Origin of the sequence: Chryseobacterium sp., assembly GCF_045629545.1 — a bacterium.
In the GTDB taxonomy this organism is placed as follows: Bacteria; Bacteroidota; Bacteroidia; order Flavobacteriales; family Weeksellaceae; genus Chryseobacterium.
On sequence record NZ_JAZQRK010000033.1, the window covers coordinates 41,397 to 57,737 of the forward strand.

Sequence of the window (16,341 nt, forward strand, 5' to 3'; positions counted from 1 at the left end):
AAAGTAACAGTGAAAAACTATGGTTCCTCTCCATTTCGGTGAGGAATTTTTTGTTATGAAATCGGAAGAAAGTTTATTGTATTGCGTATTTCCATACGTATGATCATACGCTATCATAGAATTCGGTAATTTCTATAGTATCACTACCAAAGCTATTGTGAGCATAATACGAGGTAAAATAATCTGAAATTCAATTATTTAAATAAAACATCGATATATTTCAATTCATTTGTTGTATCTTTGCATCATAATTAATAAAAAGGTTTCTTGTTTTCTATAATCATAATAGCTAAGAACACTTACTTATTTCTCTGTTTTCACTATTCTGACTGCCAATTTTTCAATTTGAATATCTGTGCTGCCACTTTATATGATTTATACAGATAATAAACAAAAATCTTTTTAATTCATTTAGAAAGTTATTTTGGATTCTAAAAATCATCTGATGCTTTCTTAAAACCAGTTCTTAGAACACTCTTTTGACGATTTTACATGGTGAAATTATCAAATATGAACACGAATTAGTAATTTAATATCAAATAAATATATGGCGGATTCTTTCTCAAAAAAAGAAAACTTTAAGAAAAAAATTCAAAAACAAAAGGAAAAGGTGATGCGTCGTGAAGACCGCAAGTCTAATAACGACAAAGGAAAAAGTCTTGATGACATGATTATGTATGTAGATGCAAACGGTCAATTAACAAGTACTCCTCCAGATGGAAGTTTGAAAAACGAAATCAACCCAGACGAGATTCAATTGGGTGCTGCACCAATTATTGCAGAAGATCCTATTAAATCAGGTATCGTAACCTTCTTTAGTGATAAAGGATACGGATTTATCACAGAAGATAGCTCAAAAGAAAACGTTTTCTTCCACAGTAACAACTGTTTAGAAATGGTCAAAAAAGGAAACAAAGTGTCTTTCGAAAAAGAAAGGTCGCCAAAAGGTTTCTCAGCGATCAATATTAAAATTATCAAATAATTTTATTTTATTCTATAAATTAAAAGCTTCAATTCGAAGCTTTTTTTTGTGCCTAATATTCTATAATACTAGCCAATGTATCATCAAAAGATAGATATGTAGAGCGTGCTATTTACCGCTAAAAAATAATCACAAGGATTCATAAAACTTTTGTACATTCGGCTCTCCAAAATTTCCTTCTCTACCAAAACACAAAATTACTATGATGCATACATTTTTGCCTTTCGTACTCGTGATGATTTTCGTCATTGTACTTCTCAATATTTGGGCAAACAAACTCAAGATTGCTTATCCTATTTTGCTTGTCTTAGCAGGATTGGGCATTAGTTTTATACCGAGTTTACCCATAATAAAAATAGATCCAGATCTTATATTCTTTATTTTTTTACCGCCCTTATTATTCGAAGCTTCATGGCATATATCATTTAAAGAAATGAAAAAATGGTGGCGTATTATTGGGAGTTTTGCATTTTTGGTAGTGCTTTTTACGGCATTTTTGGTGGCTATTGTTTCCAATTATTTTATTCCAGGTTTCGGTATTGCACTCGGGTTTGTGTTGGGTGGAATTGTATCACCGCCCGATGCAGTAAGTACTGGAGCCATTACAAAATTTGTGAAAATACCCAAATCTACTGCTGCGATACTTGAGGGTGAAAGCTTACTAAATGATGCTTCTTCACTGATCATTCTTAGGTTTGCACTAATTGCTGTAAGTACTGGGCATTTGGTGTGGATGGATGTAGCGAGTCAATTTACATGGATGCTTATTGGAGGTGTGGGCATAGGACTTATTGTTGCATTCTTATTTATGCAAATACATAAAAAGTGGTCTACGGACGGACCATCTGATATTGCATTAACGCTTATTGCTCCCTATTTTATGTATTGGCTTGCAGAGCAGGCACATTGTTCTGGAGTATTGGCTGTGGTAAGTGGTGGAATTTGGATGTCGGCTCAGCGATTGGTTTTTTTACCAAGCAGTAGCCGAATAAAAGGATATAATGTTTGGGAAAGTTTTGTATTTATCCTTAATGGTTCGGTTTTCTTACTGATAGGGCTAGAACTCCCAGAGATTGTAGAGGGTATAAAAGGAGAAGGAATTCCTATTAGAACAGCCATTGGATATGGGATCATTGTCACTATAGTGTTGGTATTGGCGAGAATTATTAGTTCTTATATTGCGCTATTATCTACTGTAATCTTCAGACCTACTGTAGTGAACGCAAGAATCATGACCAAAAGAAGTTGGCTATCACCTTTGGTCTTAGGCTGGACTGGGATGAGAGGTGTGGTGTCCTTGGCGGCCGCATTATCCATCCCTCTACAATTGGGTAATGAGCCATTTCCGCACAGAAATCTTATTCTATTTATTACTTTCGTTGCCATCTTGCTAACATTGGTAGTGCAAGGGCTTACTTTACCTTATATGATTAAAAAACTTAATCCCTTTCGTGGTCTAGAGAATGAAGAGTGCGATGATTTCCATACCCGAACTGAGATTAAAAAAGGCCTAAAGCAGCACGTTTATGTTCATATTAAAAATAAATATGATAACGATGAAAAATGGATCGGGCATGTAGGTATGGAAAAAGTATTAAAACATTGGGAAAACCAAACCAACACAGAGGATATCCGTTGGATAGATGATAATATAAAAGAGGTATTGCTAGAGATGTTTGCGGTACAGAGAGCCTATCTGCACGAGCTGAATAAAGATCCGAACATCAACGAGGAAATCATTAGAGCGCAGATTCATCAGGTAGACCTAGAGGAGGAGAGAATTAGATTTGTGTAGAAAGATTTCATATACCCATTCAATGCATAAACCTGATTTTCTCATTAAAATTAATAGTAAAATTCTTTAAAGTAATTATTGAAATTAACAAGATACCATTGTATTTCTAAAGTGAACTAGTTTAAATGGGAAGCAAGAAACGTTAAGATAGGCGAGTAAAAAAAAATTATTGTTTTTCTGTAAAAAAGTATGTAGAAATACTAGATTATTAAGCTGATATAAAAAAAATATAGAAAATAATATAGATGTATCGTTTTTATAACCCAGAAGTTTTGAGGCTTCTTATTAAAACACTTTTCCCAAAAAAGAATGATTATAGATAGTAAATAATCAGTGAATTTAAAACCTTTATTATAGTTAAAATCTATTAATTTTTCATTTAATATATCATATTTCAATTTTAAAAGATGTAATTTTGCTGAAATTATTTAGAGTCTTAATTGACAAAGTGCTTTATTGATGAAGAGTCTCAGATTTTATTTACACATTTTTGTTATACTATTTGTAAGTTCCTCTGTGGTAATAGATTGGAATGGTTTCCCATTTGAATCTAGTTCCAAGAATGTGCAAGCTACCATGTTAATGGAGGCTTATGAGGATCATAATCTTAAAATATCTCATCCTACATTTAAACATTTTAAGATTAAAATATCTAAATCTAGTAGATGGGGAAATATTTTCTATGATAAAAGTAGTACCCCAAAAACCTTTTCTACATATTTCAAAAAGAACGCTTATATTGATGTTCGGTGTGCAGTAAAGTCATTTCTGCACCTTCTTCAGCTATATTAAAATATAGATTATTTCAACGATTTTATAAAAAATTGATTAATATTCTATAATTAATAAAATGTACTCAAAAAAAATTTTAGCAGCTAGTGCTCTCGCATTGGTTATGCTTTCTTGTAGCAAAAATAAGAAAGTAAATAAAGAAGAGAATTCAGAAGTTCCTATATTAAGGATTGTGGAGAAAGACACAATTGTATCGAACTCTTTTGTAACTGATATTCAAGCAAAAAAGAATATTGAAATTCGTTGTCGTATGATGGGTCTTTTGCAGCACATTTATGTAAACGAGGGGCAATCTGTCAGAAAGGGACAGATTTTATTTAAGATAAACGATTCTGAATATCAAATGGAATTGGCTAAAATAAATGCAAATGTACGTCAAGCAGAGGCAGATATTCGTATTGCATCTATAGAAGTGAGCCAGTTACAATCTCTATATAATAAGAAATACGTAGCTTCTAACGAATTAGATTTAGCCAAAGCAAAACTAGAGTCTGCCAAAGCAAAAAAGGCTTATACTGTAGCTGAGAAAGATGCTATTCTTCAAAAAATTAGCTTTACTAAAATTACGGCTCCTTTTGATGGTGTGATAGATGTAATACCTTTTAAGGAGGGAAGCTTGATAGAGGATGGTGCTTTGCTTACAACATTATCTCAGCTAGATGAGGTTTTTGCTTATTTTTCAATACCAGAAAAATTATACTTTGAGCTAACTTCTGAAGATAAATTACATAAACATCAGAAAATAGAATTAACGCTTCCTAATGGAAAGAATTATGAATTTGGTGGTACTTTAAAAACAGCAGAAAGTGAAATTGATCGAAATACTGGCTCTATTCGTTACAAAGTAGCTTTCCCGAATCCTGATCGGTTAATAAAACATGGAACATCTGGTAAACTGGTGATTTCTGAACATCAACCGAAATCTATACTTATACCACAAAAATCTACTTTTTCAATTCAAGACAAAACGTATGTTTTTGTTGTTGATAAGAATAATAAAGTGAAGCAAAAAAATATTGTTGTTGCTTCTCCACTTAATGATTCTTATTTGATAGAGTCTGGCTTGAATAGGAACGACATTATCGTTCTAGAAGGAACACAGTCTTTAAGAGATGGTGATATGATCAAAGTAAAAGCGAAAATGTAATCTTTCGGTAATTCTAATTTAAAAATTTTTATCATGGTAGAAATGTTTATTAGGCGAAAGGTTCTTTCGCTGGTAATCTCTATTATATTTATTATACTAGGAGTAATGGCAATTATGAAGTTGCCCATTACTCAGTTTCCGGACATTGTCCCTCCATCAGTTACCGTGACAGCAAAATATACTGGCGCCAATGCTGAGGTATCTGCCAACGCAGTAGCTTTACCTTTAGAACGTGCCATCAATGGGGTTCCTGGGATGACTTATATGTCTACAGTAACCTCTAATGATGGTTTAACGTTGATACAAGTATTTTTTGAAGTAGGAACTGATCCTGATGTTGCGGCAGTAAACGTACAAAATAGAGTAACCACTATCTTGGATGAGCTTCCAGAGGAGGTAATCCGAGCAGGTGTTACCACCGAAAAAGAGGTAAACTCAATGTTGATGTATTTAAATATTACGAGTACGGACGACAGTCAAGATGAGCAGTTTATCTACAACTTTACAGATATTAATATTCTACAAGAACTCAAACGTATTGATGGAGTTGGGCGTGCCGAAATTATGGGACAAAAGGAATATTCAATGCGTGTTTGGCTAGATCCACAGAAGATGTTATCATATAATATTTCTGCCGACGAAGTGATTGCCGCCCTACAAAAGCAAAATATATCTGCAGCTCCTGGTAAAGTAGGAGAATCCTCTGGGAAGACAACAAGTCAACTACAGTACGTAATTAAATATACAGGTAAGTTTTTCGAGCCTAAGCAGTATGAGGAAATTGCCATTCGATCTAATGGTGAAGGAACAATGCTTAAACTAAAAGATATTGCCAAAGTAGAATTTGGTGCAATGAACTATGGAATGGTATCTAAGACAGATGGTCGTCCATCAGCATCCATTATGATGAAGCAAAGACCCGGATCTAATGCCTCTGAAGTAATTGCTAACGTAAAAGCTAAGATGGAAGAATTGCAAGGAACTTCTTTCCCTCCAGGGATGGAGTTTAATTTGGCTTATGACGTATCCCGCTTTTTAGATGCTTCTATTAGTTCGGTTCTCAAAACTTTAATTGAAGCATTCATATTAGTAGCTATCGTTGTATTTTTATTTTTACAAGATTGGCGTTCTACCTTAATTCCTGTTTTAGCCGTACCAGTTGCGCTCATAGGAACATTTGCATTTATGCAAATGTTGGGATTCTCAATCAACTTATTAACGTTATTCGCTTTGGTGCTAGCCATTGGTATTGTGGTAGATAATGCCATTGTTGTGGTGGAAGCCGTCCATGTAAAAATGGAGGAAGGAATGCAACCCTTACAAGCTACCATAGAAGCTACGAAAGAAATTGCAGGTGCAGTGGTGGCTATTACGATTGTAATGTCAGCTGTATTTATTCCGGTGGCATTCTTAGAGGGACCTGTGGGAGTTTTCTATCGTCAGTTTTCTCTCACTTTAGCCATATCTATTGTAATCTCTGGAGTCAATGCATTAACGCTCACACCTGCTTTATGTGCTATTATTCTTAAAAATAACGGACATGGTGATAAAAAAGGATTGTTGGGTAATTTCTTTAACAAGTTTAATAATGGTTTCGATAAATTAACGAATGGTTACACATCAGTTTTAAGCAAATATGCAACAAAATCGTCTGTAACTTTTGGTGTTTTATTCTTATTTGTTGGGCTCACATTTGCCACGTCTAAAATTTTACCTAGTGGATTTATACCCATGGAAGACCAAGGAATGGTTTATGTAAACGTAACTACTCCTCAAGGAGCTACCGTAGAGCGTACAGAAAAAGTACTTGATGAGGTGACAAAGATTGCTAAAAAGATTGATGGGGTAGAGAATGTGACTACATTAGCAGGATATAGTATTGTCACAGAAATTGCGGGTTCTTCTTATGGTATGGCAATGATCAACATGAAAGACTGGTCAGAAAGGAGTAAATCTGTGGATGATCTTATTGCAGAATTATCAGAAAAAACAAAAGGAATTGCAGATGCTCAGATTGAAGTTTTTGCCCCACCTACGGTTCCTGGATTTGGAAACACAAGTGGCTTCGAGCTCCGTTTGCTAGATAAAACTGGAGGATCCATAGAAAATACGGATAAGGTTACCAAAGAATTTGTGAAGAAGCTGAATGAAGCACCAGAAATTCAGAATAACTTTACGAGTTTCGACGCTACTTTCCCTCAATATATGATTCATATGGATTACGATCTGGCTTCCAAAAAAGGAGTTTCTGTGGATAATGCGATGTCAACTTTACAAACATTACTAGGATCGTATTATGCTACCAACTTTATTAGATTTAGCCAAATGTATAAAGTGATGGTTCAGGCAAGCCCAGAACATCGTGATACTCCAGAAAGTATCATGAATCTATATGTTAAGAGCGACAATGGTGAGATGGTTCCTTTTTCATCATTTACAAAAATAGAAAGAGTATACGGACCAGAAGTTCTTACACGTTACAATATGTATATGTCTGCCATGATCAATGGAGAACCCAAAGCAGGTTATAGCTCAGGAGATGCGATTGCAGCAGTAGAACGCGTTGCCAAAGAATCTCTACCAAAAGGATTTAATGTAGAATGGTCCGGAATGACAAGGGAAGAAATTCTTTCTGGGAACCAAACAATCGCCATCTTCGGGGTGTGTTTATTATTTGTATACCTACTATTGGCGGCACAATACGAAAGTTTCTTGCTTCCAATGCCTGTAATTCTAAGTCTACCAACGGGTATCTTTGGTTCCTATATCGCTTTAGTATTAGCCGGGTTAGAAAATAATATCTATGCTCAAGTTGCTTTGGTTATGTTGATTGGTTTGCTCGCCAAAAATGCCATCTTAATTGTAGAATTTGCAATTGCAAGAAATAAAGAAGGCTATGGTATCGTCCCAGCGGCTATTGAAGGAGCAAAACAGCGTTTGCGTCCAATTTTGATGACCTCTTTTGCATTCATTGCGGGTCTGATTCCATTGTGTATGGCTTCTGGTGCAGGTGCTGTTGGTAACAAATCTATTGGGATGGCTGCAGCAGGGGGAATGCTTATCGGAACTATTTTCGGATTAGTAATTATCCCAGGACTGTACATTTTCTTTGCTAAACTTGAAAATAAGAAAAAAAATGAACTTTAAATCAAAATACATAAGCTTAGGCGCTCTAGCATTCCTATTAGTTTCTTGTGCCACGCCTCAAGTTGCGGAACTAAAGAAAGCAGAACAGCTCCCTGAAACTTTAGTTGAATCCACAATTCAGCCGATATCTGGTTTTAAGAATGTGACTTTAAAATCCTATTTTAATGATCCCTATTTAATTCAGTTATTTGATAAATCGGTGGCAGCAAATCCAGATTTTGGAATTGCCCAACAACGTATTCAAATTGCAAATAGTTATTTACAACGTTCAAAAAAAGAGCTTTTGCCATCTTTAGAAATTGGAGCTATAGCTTCTGGTGATCGTTACGGTGACTATACGATGGAAGGTGTTGGAAATTATGATACCAATCTCTCTGCTAATATTACAGAAAAACAAAAGATCAACCGAGATTTCACACCCAATTATTGGTTGGGTGGACGTTCTAATTGGGAGGTAGATTTGTGGGGAAGACTGAAAAGCCAAAATCAATCTTCTTTAAAGCAATTTTTAGCATCTGAGGAGGGTTTAAAGCTTCTTAAAATTGAGCTTTTTACAGATATTACAAAATTATACTATCAGCTTATTGCGTTGGATAATCGATTGAAGATTTACGAAGAAAACTATCAGCTTCAGCAACGCGCTTTCGAGATTATCTCTGCCCAAAGAGTAGTTGGAAAGGCTACAGAATTAGCGGTACAACAATTTAAAGCTCAAAATAAAAATATTAAAGCCCAAATAGAGCATTTAAAAATAGAAATTGTTTCTGTAGAGCAAGCTTTAAGAACCTTAACCGGAACTTATGAAGGCGAAATAAAAAGAGGAGATCAGCTTTTGAAAAGTAATATCGACTTACTGAATCAGTCTTATGATGTGGAAACCATCATCCATTCTAGACACGATGTATTGTCTAAATATTATGAGCTGGAAGCTTCTCAAGCTAATGCTAAAGCCGCAAAGGCAGCTTTCTACCCTAGATTAAATATAGATGCTAAAGTAGGCCTTAATTCTTTTTCTAGTGGAACTTTCTTTAATGTAGGTTCTATGGCAGCGCAAATTTTGGGTGGTTTAATGGTTCCTATTTTCAACCAAGGTCAGCTGAAACATAATTTTAATGTTGCTAATGCAGAACAGGAAATTGCTTTCTTAAATTATCAAAAATCCGTCACTTCTGCTTATAACGAATTGTATGCGATTCTAAAACAAATGGATATTTACGAAAGTGCTTTGAAATTGAAAAATGAAGAAGTTGAGCATTTGGATTTAGCGGTAGAAGTCTCTAATGAATTGTACATTACAGGGTATGCAAACTATTTAGAATTAATAAATTCTCAGAAAAATAAATTGCAAGCTGACCTAGATTTCCTCCAATTTCAAGAAGAAAATTCTCAGAATAATGTGATACTGTTTAAAGCTTTAGGAGGAATAATAAATTAAATTTTTTATCAATCCCCATTATAGAAATATAGTGGGGATTTTTTTTACCCAATTTTAATTTAAATGAAACTGTATTTAAATTTTTTTTATATCATGTACATCGAAAATTCTTAGATTGAAGGTTTAGTAATGATAAAATATTCTACAGCAAATATTACTATAGCATTCTCTTTTTTTTGAAAACATATTTGTTTTAAAATTCTTTCTCATCTTTCAAATTGATTATTTTTGTGGCTAGGATATTGGTTCTAATACTCGATAAATACTAGAAAAAATTGATAAAAATGTTATCACAAGAATTACAACACAAGATAGATTTCAAAACAAAACCATTAGGAGCGTTAGGCTATTTGGAAACATTGGCGCTTCAAATTGGAATGATACAAAATACCACTTCTCCGAAGTTATTACATCCTCATATGGTTGTTTTCGCGGCGGATCATGGTATAGCAAAAGCTGGTGTTAGCGCATATCCACAAGAAGTAACGTACCAAATGGTGATGAATTTTGTACATGGTGGCGCAGCGATGAATGTTTTTTGTAAACAAAATAATATAGAACTTAAAATTGTAGATGCTGGCGTGAATTTCGATTTCCCCGAAGAGCTAAATTTAATTCATAAAAAAGTAAGAAAATCCAGCCGGAATATCTTGGAAGAACCTGCTATGACGGTAGAAGAATACCAATTGGCAAAAGAAAATGGTAAATCTGTAGTTGCCGAAATTGCAATTACGGGTTGTAATATTATCGGTTTTGGCGAAATGGGAATTGGCAATACTTCGGCGTCTTCTATGATAATGAGCCAATTGCTACATATTCCGATTGAAGAATGCGTAGGAAGAGGAACTGGACTCAACGACGAACAATTGAAAAATAAAGTAGAGATTCTTTCTCGTGCAATTTCGCTTTATCCTGAAGTAAAAACAGCAGACGAAATTATTCAAACTTTTGGTGGACTAGAAATTACGCAGATGATTGGGGCAATGCAAGAAGCATTCGAACAAAAAATGATTATTCTAATAGACGGTTTTATTGCTACAGTAGCCATTACCGCACTTTGGAAACAAAATCCTGAGATCTTAAATTCGTGTATTTTCTGCCATGTAAGTGATGAACAAGCGCACCAAACTTTACTTTCTATTTTGGGTAAAAAGGCGGTGATCAACCTCAACCTAAGAGTAGGAGAAGGAACTGGTTGTGCGTTGGCATATCCGCTTATCCAAAGCGCCGTGAATTTTCTAAATGAAATGTCGAGCTTTGAAGATGCCCAAATTTCAAATAAAGATTAAATGAAAATTATCAAAAATGAGCTCATCTACTTTGCTACCGCATTGATGTTTTTTACCAGAATTCCCATTCCGTTTTCGATTCCATATTCATCAGATATTATGAATAAATCTCAGAAATATTTTTCTTGGGTCGGATTATTAGTCGGCTTGATGAATGCTGTGATTTTGTATCTATCTTTCCAATTATTCAATATCGAAATAGCAATTATATTGATGATGATTTCTAGTGTTTTGATTACTGGCGCATTTCATGAAGATGGTTTTACCGATGTTTGCGATAGTTTTGGTGGCGGATACGGAAAGGAGAAAATCCTTACCATTATGAAGGATAGTAGAGTAGGAGCTTATGGTGCGGTAGGTATTGTTTTGCTGTTTGCGCTGAAGTTTTTTAGTATTCAGGCATTAGCAAATGTAAATTTGTTTCAAACTTTATGCATCATTATTATGGCGCATACTTCTAGCCGATTTATTTCTGGAACGATGATCTATACCCACGATTACGTTACAGATATCGATGCCAGCAAGTCTAAACCTCTTGCTAACAAACCCTTGGATGCGAAAGCTTTATTGGTAAGTGCTTTGGCTGTAGTTATTTCTCTTCTTCTATTACAAGATTGGAGACTGATTCTCGCCTTAGTCTTAGCTTATATTGGTAAAATATATCTCGGTTGGTATTTCAAAAAACATATTGGTGGATACACAGGCGATTGTTTGGGAACGGTGCAACAAGTATGCGAAATTCTGTTTTATCTAGGAACAATTCTCGTATGGAAATTCATATCATAAGGCATACCGCAGTAGAAAATCCTGAGCAATTGTGTTACGGATTTTCTGATATTCCACTTCGAGATCGTTTTCTTGAAGATTTTAAAATGGTAAAAGCAGATCAAGATTACGATTCAATTTTTGTAAGTCCATCAGAGCGTTGTCAGCGTTTAGCTCATTTTTTTAAGTTTAAATTTAAATCAGATGAAAGACTTAGAGAAATGAATTTCGGCGATTGGGAACTGAAAAAATGGAACGATATTCCGTCTGTAGAAATAGATCCGTGGTATAAAGATTTCGTAAATGTGCCTGCCAAAAATGGAGAAAGCTTGGTAGAAATGCAATCTCGTGTATCTGAATTTTGGAAGGATTTATTAAATAATTCTAAGGATGAAAAAGTACTTCTCATCACGCATCTTGGTGTCATAAGATTAATTATTCAGCAGGTTTTGGAATTTCCATTAGAGAATATGTTTCGCCTTCAAATTGATTATGGTAAAAGGGTAGTAATTACTTTCAATAATGGGATTTTTTCTTTGAAAGGGTTTAATGAATGATGTTTATTTTGTCATCCAGAGCGAAATGCAATGTAGCGAAGAATCTATTTTTTTTAAATAATTATTCTTTTGTCTTGAAATAAAAGAACCAAAATTACCTCAGCTTCTTTTTGTTTTAAAATTTTGAATCGGCGAATCTTCGATTTCAAGACTCGAAACTCAGGCTAAAAATGAAACACATTTTCTTAATGCCTTCACATCCTAAGTCTTTTTGTGCGCGCTTATATTTTTTTGTCATTCAGAGCGCAATGTAGTGGAGCGTAGAATCTTTTTTTTAAATAATTATTCTTTTGTATTGAAATAAAAGAACCAAAATTGCCTCAGCTTTTTTTTGTTTTAAAATTTTGAATCGGCGAATCTTCGATTTCAAGACTGGAAACTCAGGCTAAAAATGAAATTCATTTTCTTAACGCCTTCGCATGCTAAGTCTTTTTGTGAGCGTTTATATTTTTTGTCATTCAGAGCGCAATGCAATGTAGTGAAGAATCTTTTTGAGATTCCTCCTTCGTCGGAATGACAGCATGACGTTTTATTTTTTTGTCATTCAGAGCGCAATGCAATGTAGCGAAGAATCTATTTTTTTTAAATAATTATTCTTTTGTCTTGAAATAAAAGAACCAAAATTGCCTCAGCTTTTTTTTGTTTTAAAATTTTGAATCGGCGAATCTTCGATTTCAAGACTGGAAACTCAGGCTAAAAATTAAATTCATTTTCGCATCCTAAGTCATTTTGTGAGCGCTTATATTTTCTTGTCATTCAGAGCGAAACGGAGTGGAGCGAAGAATCTTTTTTAAAAATAATTATTCTTTTGTCTTGAAACAAAAGAACCAAAAATTGCCTCAGCTTTTTTTTGTTTTAAAATTTTGAATCGGCGAATCTTCGATTTCAAGACTGTAAACTCAGGCTAAAAATGAAACTCATTTTCTTAACGCCTTCGCATCCTAAGTCATTTTGTGAGCGCTTATATTTTTTTGTCATTCAGAGCGGAATGCAATGGAGCGAAGAATGTTTTTTAGATTCCTCCTTTGTCGGAAAGACAGCGAGTAGTAAGTGAATGCTTGATGAGCAGTTAATAATCCTTTAACAAAAAATAGACTACAGCGAACTGTAATCTATTTCGTTTAATCTATTAAAAGTTGGGTTACCTTCGCCGAATCTATTGCCCATTGGGAAGTATAGATTTCGTCTGCTACTTCTGGGGATGAAACAAGGGTAAGGTTTTGTGCCGCGGCTTTGATTTTTAGGATATCGCCAATTTTCATTTTTGCATCCAATTGTTTTATCATTGCATAGACTCCTTTGTTATCCAACGTCTGAATGTTTTGTCCACCAAAAGCCATCTCTAACCAAATGATTTCTCCTTGGGCAACATCCAGTACTCCAAAAACCATCCCTTTGGAAACCGAATTGGTAATTCTCACCTGGTGGATAACGCAAGAGGGATCGTAGGCTACGCCTGTACGTTCGGAGATCTTCATTGGATTTTTAGAATCCATCCAACCCACAACCAAGTTTGGGCTAATGCTTCCATTGCTGTAGGCATTACAAGTGAAGGTGACGTATTGGGCTTTCGCTCTTCTCAATTCTGTAAGATTGATGTTGATATACTCGGCAGTTCCTATTTTATTCGGAATACTTCGGATATCTCCACTGTGTTTACACCCAACCGCTTTTAGTTGATAATAACTGCAAACTTCATAAGAACCTTCGTAGGCGATATGACAGCTAAGATCCATATCCAGATGTTGCGCAGGCATATCTTTTCCCCATTGCATAAACAACCTAATGGTATCGCCTTCCATTGGAAAACGGGTACCCATAAGCGCCGCCGGAAGGTCTTGCGTATTCTCGCTTCTATTCCCAATGGCTAATGGTATTTGGAACAATGTAGGATCTATATACATTGTTTTGTTTTCTGTTTTTATTTTAGCAAACCTTAGTCGAAATGCCTTTAGGGTAAGTGCTTCTACCTTTTGTTTCATTTCATTCAGTTGGTCGTCTTCATAGGCAGCAATCCATTGGTTGGGAGGTAACGATTTGTTGGTTCCTCCCAAAGTTTTTACATTTCGGATATTGTTTTTACTAAAATAAAGATCGGCATAGCTATTAAGAGTTACCAGCAACCTCATCGGAATCTGATCTACCACTTCTTCAAAATGTTGCAACGTAAGATCTTCCCCAAACCAAAGCATATTGGCAAAAAGTGACCTCGCGAATAATCCTGGACGTTGTTTTAGCAGAGCAAAAGTATTGGCTTCATCAGATTTCAATTTGAAATATTGCAGTCTTCCTTCCAAAACTGTATAATCTTGACGATAGAATACATCCACTATCTGCTGTAGCTTTTCGAAGCCTTTTTTCTTGCTGTATTCAGACAAACGCAAAGCTCTGATAAAACGAATCCACATTCCTCTTTTGGGATGCATATTTTCGCAAATAGCTTCTGTTTTTTGTTGTAAATTATTCAACCATTCGGCAACCATTTTACACTCTGCTCTAGAATATTTTAATTCTAAATCTTTCTTGCTAGTAATCTTTACAATAGCGCTTGTATCCAAAGGTGTATTATGATGTTGGTGGTTTTTTGCCAACCTCTTGATAATTACTTTTGGCTCTACAATTTGCAAATATCCTGTATGCATATACCATAGATATCGCAGGATATCGGTAGGTGTTTTCATTAGTTTTCCGGCTTCGCTAAATTTGTTTTGAGACACAAGGATTTCTATCATCACCATAATGGTTTCCTTCATTTGTATTTCTACATTGGGCAGTTCGGAAACTTCAAGCAATAATTTTAGAGAATCTATTTGGGTAGCGTCTAATGCTGTTTTGGATGATAAAAGAGAATGCAAATAATTTTCTGCGTCTTTAGTCGTCCAAAGTTCTAGCACTTTGATTTTACTTCCTTTACCGAAAGATTCAACCTCCCCAAACTGGAAAGGAGTACCGCAAAATGGACAACCATTATAACGCTCTAAAGGGAATGTATTGGGTGGAATAATATGTCCACATGCTAGTTTTGCACCTTCTTTTACTTGAAAGACGTTCCAAATTTTGGTCATGAAATGATCATATCTATTTTCGCCAGTTGGGATTTCCCAATTTTTCACCAAAGGCGTCCAGTTGTGCTTTGTTCCTAAAGTATATTGTAAGGTATCGTAGATTTCTCTTTTGTAAAATTCGGTTGTGGTAGATAAAGCCAACAGAAGATTTTCTGCCAATCCGAAACCCAATTTTTTCAAATTGTTTACCAATTCAGCAGTATCTTTATTCAGGTATTTATCTACCGTATTTTGTGTTTCTGGGATATAGATGGCTTTGTTTCTAAGGGCTACTTGTAGAAGATTTTTGTTTTTCATTTTGTTTGTTTTTAAATTTAAAAAAGGTAATTGTACATCTGTGTTTTCGTGACAGGAAGGGTTTTGAAGTAAGATGTACTTGACCTTAATTGGGTTTGATAATTGAGAAACTTGCACGGAATTGAACCGCATTAACCAATGTTTGAAGTAAGTTTCTCTTGACCAAAAAGTGGAGTAGGCAGGATTCGAACCTGCGACCGTAGAATCCCTAAAGAAGTAATTTACAATTAGACCATAAGGAAATTTTGTAAATAAAATCTAAGCTCTACCAACTGAGCTACTACCCCAAAATTAAAAAAGCGAGATAAGGGTAAAAGTGAAAACTTAAAGGGTTGTGGAAGTAACTTTTATTTGACCTCGCTCATTTTGATATTACAAAGTAATTGCTCTTGTGCGCAATCTTTTTGCGCAGTAGGATTTTAAGTAAAAAAAATGAAAAATTTATTTAATAATTTAGCTATCAAACTATTTCAGGTGCTGGATAAAGGTTTCCTGTGCTTTTCTGGAATTTAATTTCTCTAGTATCTTGATCCAAGTGAAGAAGTAAACTTACCGATTTCTCATCTTCTTTCAGCAAACTTATTTTTTCAATCTGCGAAATATATCGTCCGCCAAGATCTAAATCGAAATCTTTAATAACATTCAAGTGCTTTTCAAAAAGACCTTTGTTTTCAATAAGTTCGAGCTGAGGTTTTCCTAGAGGAGTATAATTTACAATTTGAACACGGTAATCATTGGGTAAAGGTTGCGAATAATACAATCCATGAGGCGTCATGGAAAGAATTATGGCAATAAAGGGAATCAGCATGGGAAGAATGCTTACTAAAATAGCCGTAGCAAGTCCTCCAAGATATATTTTCGCGGCTTTTTTCTTCCAATATAAAATAATAACAATAATACTGAGGATAAACCAACCCCAAAATATAGAGATGTCGGAGAAGTATCCTTTAAAACTTAATTCAAAAAAAGAATAGAGTAGAATATCCAACAAAAGTAAAAAGGTGAAAACTAAAAAAGCTTTAAAAATGATTTTTTTTGACATCCTATGCGTTTTAAAGAAAGCAAGTTAT

At 34.7% G+C, this 16,341-nt stretch carries 11 protein-coding genes and 1 tRNA gene; 9 read left to right on the forward strand and 3 right to left on the reverse strand.

Translation table 11 applies throughout. The annotated features are described in order from the left end of the window. Positions 1-547: 547 nt before the first annotated feature. From ACKI42_RS07945 to cobC, 9 genes are all read left to right on the forward strand, one after another. The gene (locus tag ACKI42_RS07945; RefSeq protein ID WP_407404204.1) at positions 548-982 is read left to right on the forward strand and encodes a cold shock domain-containing protein; all 435 of its coding nucleotides are present in this window, start codon (positions 548-550) and stop codon (positions 980-982) included. Between the two features lie 202 nt (positions 983-1,184). Further along, the gene (locus tag ACKI42_RS07950) at positions 1,185-2,777 is read left to right on the forward strand and encodes a cation:proton antiporter (RefSeq protein ID WP_407404206.1); all 1,593 of its coding nucleotides are present in this window, start codon (positions 1,185-1,187) and stop codon (positions 2,775-2,777) included. Between the two features lie 459 nt (positions 2,778-3,236). Beyond that, a complete protein-coding gene (locus ACKI42_RS07955) occupies positions 3,237-3,569 on the forward strand; it encodes a hypothetical protein (RefSeq protein ID WP_407404208.1) in 333 nt (110 codons plus the stop codon). Between the two features lie 58 nt (positions 3,570-3,627). Then, a complete protein-coding gene (locus ACKI42_RS07960) occupies positions 3,628-4,716 on the forward strand; it encodes an efflux RND transporter periplasmic adaptor subunit (protein ID WP_407404210.1) in 1,089 nt (362 codons plus the stop codon). A 33-nt stretch (positions 4,717-4,749) separates the two neighbouring features. After that, a complete protein-coding gene (locus tag ACKI42_RS07965; RefSeq protein ID WP_407404212.1) occupies positions 4,750-7,863 on the forward strand; it encodes an efflux RND transporter permease subunit in 3,114 nt (1,037 codons plus the stop codon). Beyond that, the gene (locus tag ACKI42_RS07970) at positions 7,853-9,298 is read left to right on the forward strand and encodes a TolC family protein (protein ID WP_407404214.1); all 1,446 of its coding nucleotides are present in this window, start codon (positions 7,853-7,855) and stop codon (positions 9,296-9,298) included. Before ACKI42_RS07965 ends, ACKI42_RS07970 begins: the two co-directional genes overlap by 11 nt. Positions 9,299-9,582: 284 nt before the next feature. Then, positions 9,583-10,587 carry a nicotinate-nucleotide--dimethylbenzimidazole phosphoribosyltransferase gene (gene cobT, locus ACKI42_RS07975; RefSeq protein ID WP_407404216.1) on the forward strand — a complete coding sequence of 335 codons (1,005 nt, stop codon included), beginning with the start codon at positions 9,583-9,585 and terminating at the stop codon, positions 10,585-10,587. Continuing rightward, on the forward strand, positions 10,588-11,373 hold the full coding sequence (locus ACKI42_RS07980) for an adenosylcobinamide-GDP ribazoletransferase (RefSeq protein ID WP_407404218.1): 786 nt from the start codon (positions 10,588-10,590) through the stop codon (positions 11,371-11,373). Next, positions 11,355-11,909: an alpha-ribazole phosphatase gene (gene cobC, locus ACKI42_RS07985; protein WP_407404220.1), complete on the forward strand. Its 555-nt coding sequence runs from the start codon at positions 11,355-11,357 to the stop codon at positions 11,907-11,909. Before ACKI42_RS07980 ends, cobC begins: the two co-directional genes overlap by 19 nt. Before the next feature lie 1,121 nt (positions 11,910-13,030). Here the strand turns inward: cobC and ACKI42_RS07990 are convergent. The 3 genes from ACKI42_RS07990 to ACKI42_RS08000 form a co-directional block, all read right to left on the reverse strand. Beyond that, positions 13,031-15,271, reverse strand: coding sequence for a hypothetical protein (locus ACKI42_RS07990; RefSeq protein WP_407404222.1), 2,241 nt, complete (start codon positions 15,269-15,271; stop codon positions 13,031-13,033). 170 nt (positions 15,272-15,441) lie between these two features. Continuing rightward, positions 15,442-15,558 (reverse strand) — tRNA-OTHER (locus ACKI42_RS07995). Positions 15,559-15,731: 173 nt separating this feature from the next. Further along, positions 15,732-16,313, reverse strand: coding sequence for a hypothetical protein (locus ACKI42_RS08000; protein WP_407404224.1), 582 nt, complete (start codon positions 16,311-16,313; stop codon positions 15,732-15,734). Positions 16,314-16,341 lie beyond the last annotated feature (28 nt).

What these genes read in the sequence shown, in the direction of transcription:
- ACKI42_RS07945 (WP_407404204.1), top strand. Translation starts at nt 548, where the DNA reads ATGGCGGATTCTTTCTCAAAAAAAGAAAACTTTAAGAAAAAAATTCAA.
- ACKI42_RS07950 (WP_407404206.1), top strand. Translation starts at nt 1,185, where the DNA reads ATGATGCATACATTTTTGCCTTTCGTACTCGTGATGATTTTCGTCATT.
- ACKI42_RS07955 (WP_407404208.1), top strand. Translation starts at nt 3,237, where the DNA reads ATGAAGAGTCTCAGATTTTATTTACACATTTTTGTTATACTATTTGTA.
- ACKI42_RS07960 (WP_407404210.1), top strand. Translation starts at nt 3,628, where the DNA reads ATGTACTCAAAAAAAATTTTAGCAGCTAGTGCTCTCGCATTGGTTATG.
- ACKI42_RS07965 (WP_407404212.1), top strand. Translation starts at nt 4,750, where the DNA reads ATGGTAGAAATGTTTATTAGGCGAAAGGTTCTTTCGCTGGTAATCTCT.
- ACKI42_RS07970 (WP_407404214.1), top strand. Translation starts at nt 7,853, where the DNA reads ATGAACTTTAAATCAAAATACATAAGCTTAGGCGCTCTAGCATTCCTA.
- cobT (WP_407404216.1), top strand. Translation starts at nt 9,583, where the DNA reads ATGTTATCACAAGAATTACAACACAAGATAGATTTCAAAACAAAACCA.
- ACKI42_RS07980 (WP_407404218.1), top strand. Translation starts at nt 10,588, where the DNA reads ATGAAAATTATCAAAAATGAGCTCATCTACTTTGCTACCGCATTGATG.
- cobC (WP_407404220.1), top strand. Translation starts at nt 11,355, where the DNA reads ATGGAAATTCATATCATAAGGCATACCGCAGTAGAAAATCCTGAGCAA.
- ACKI42_RS07990 (WP_407404222.1), bottom strand. Translation starts at nt 15,271, where the DNA reads ATGAAAAACAAAAATCTTCTACAAGTAGCCCTTAGAAACAAAGCCATC.
- ACKI42_RS08000 (WP_407404224.1), bottom strand. Translation starts at nt 16,313, where the DNA reads ATGTCAAAAAAAATCATTTTTAAAGCTTTTTTAGTTTTCACCTTTTTA.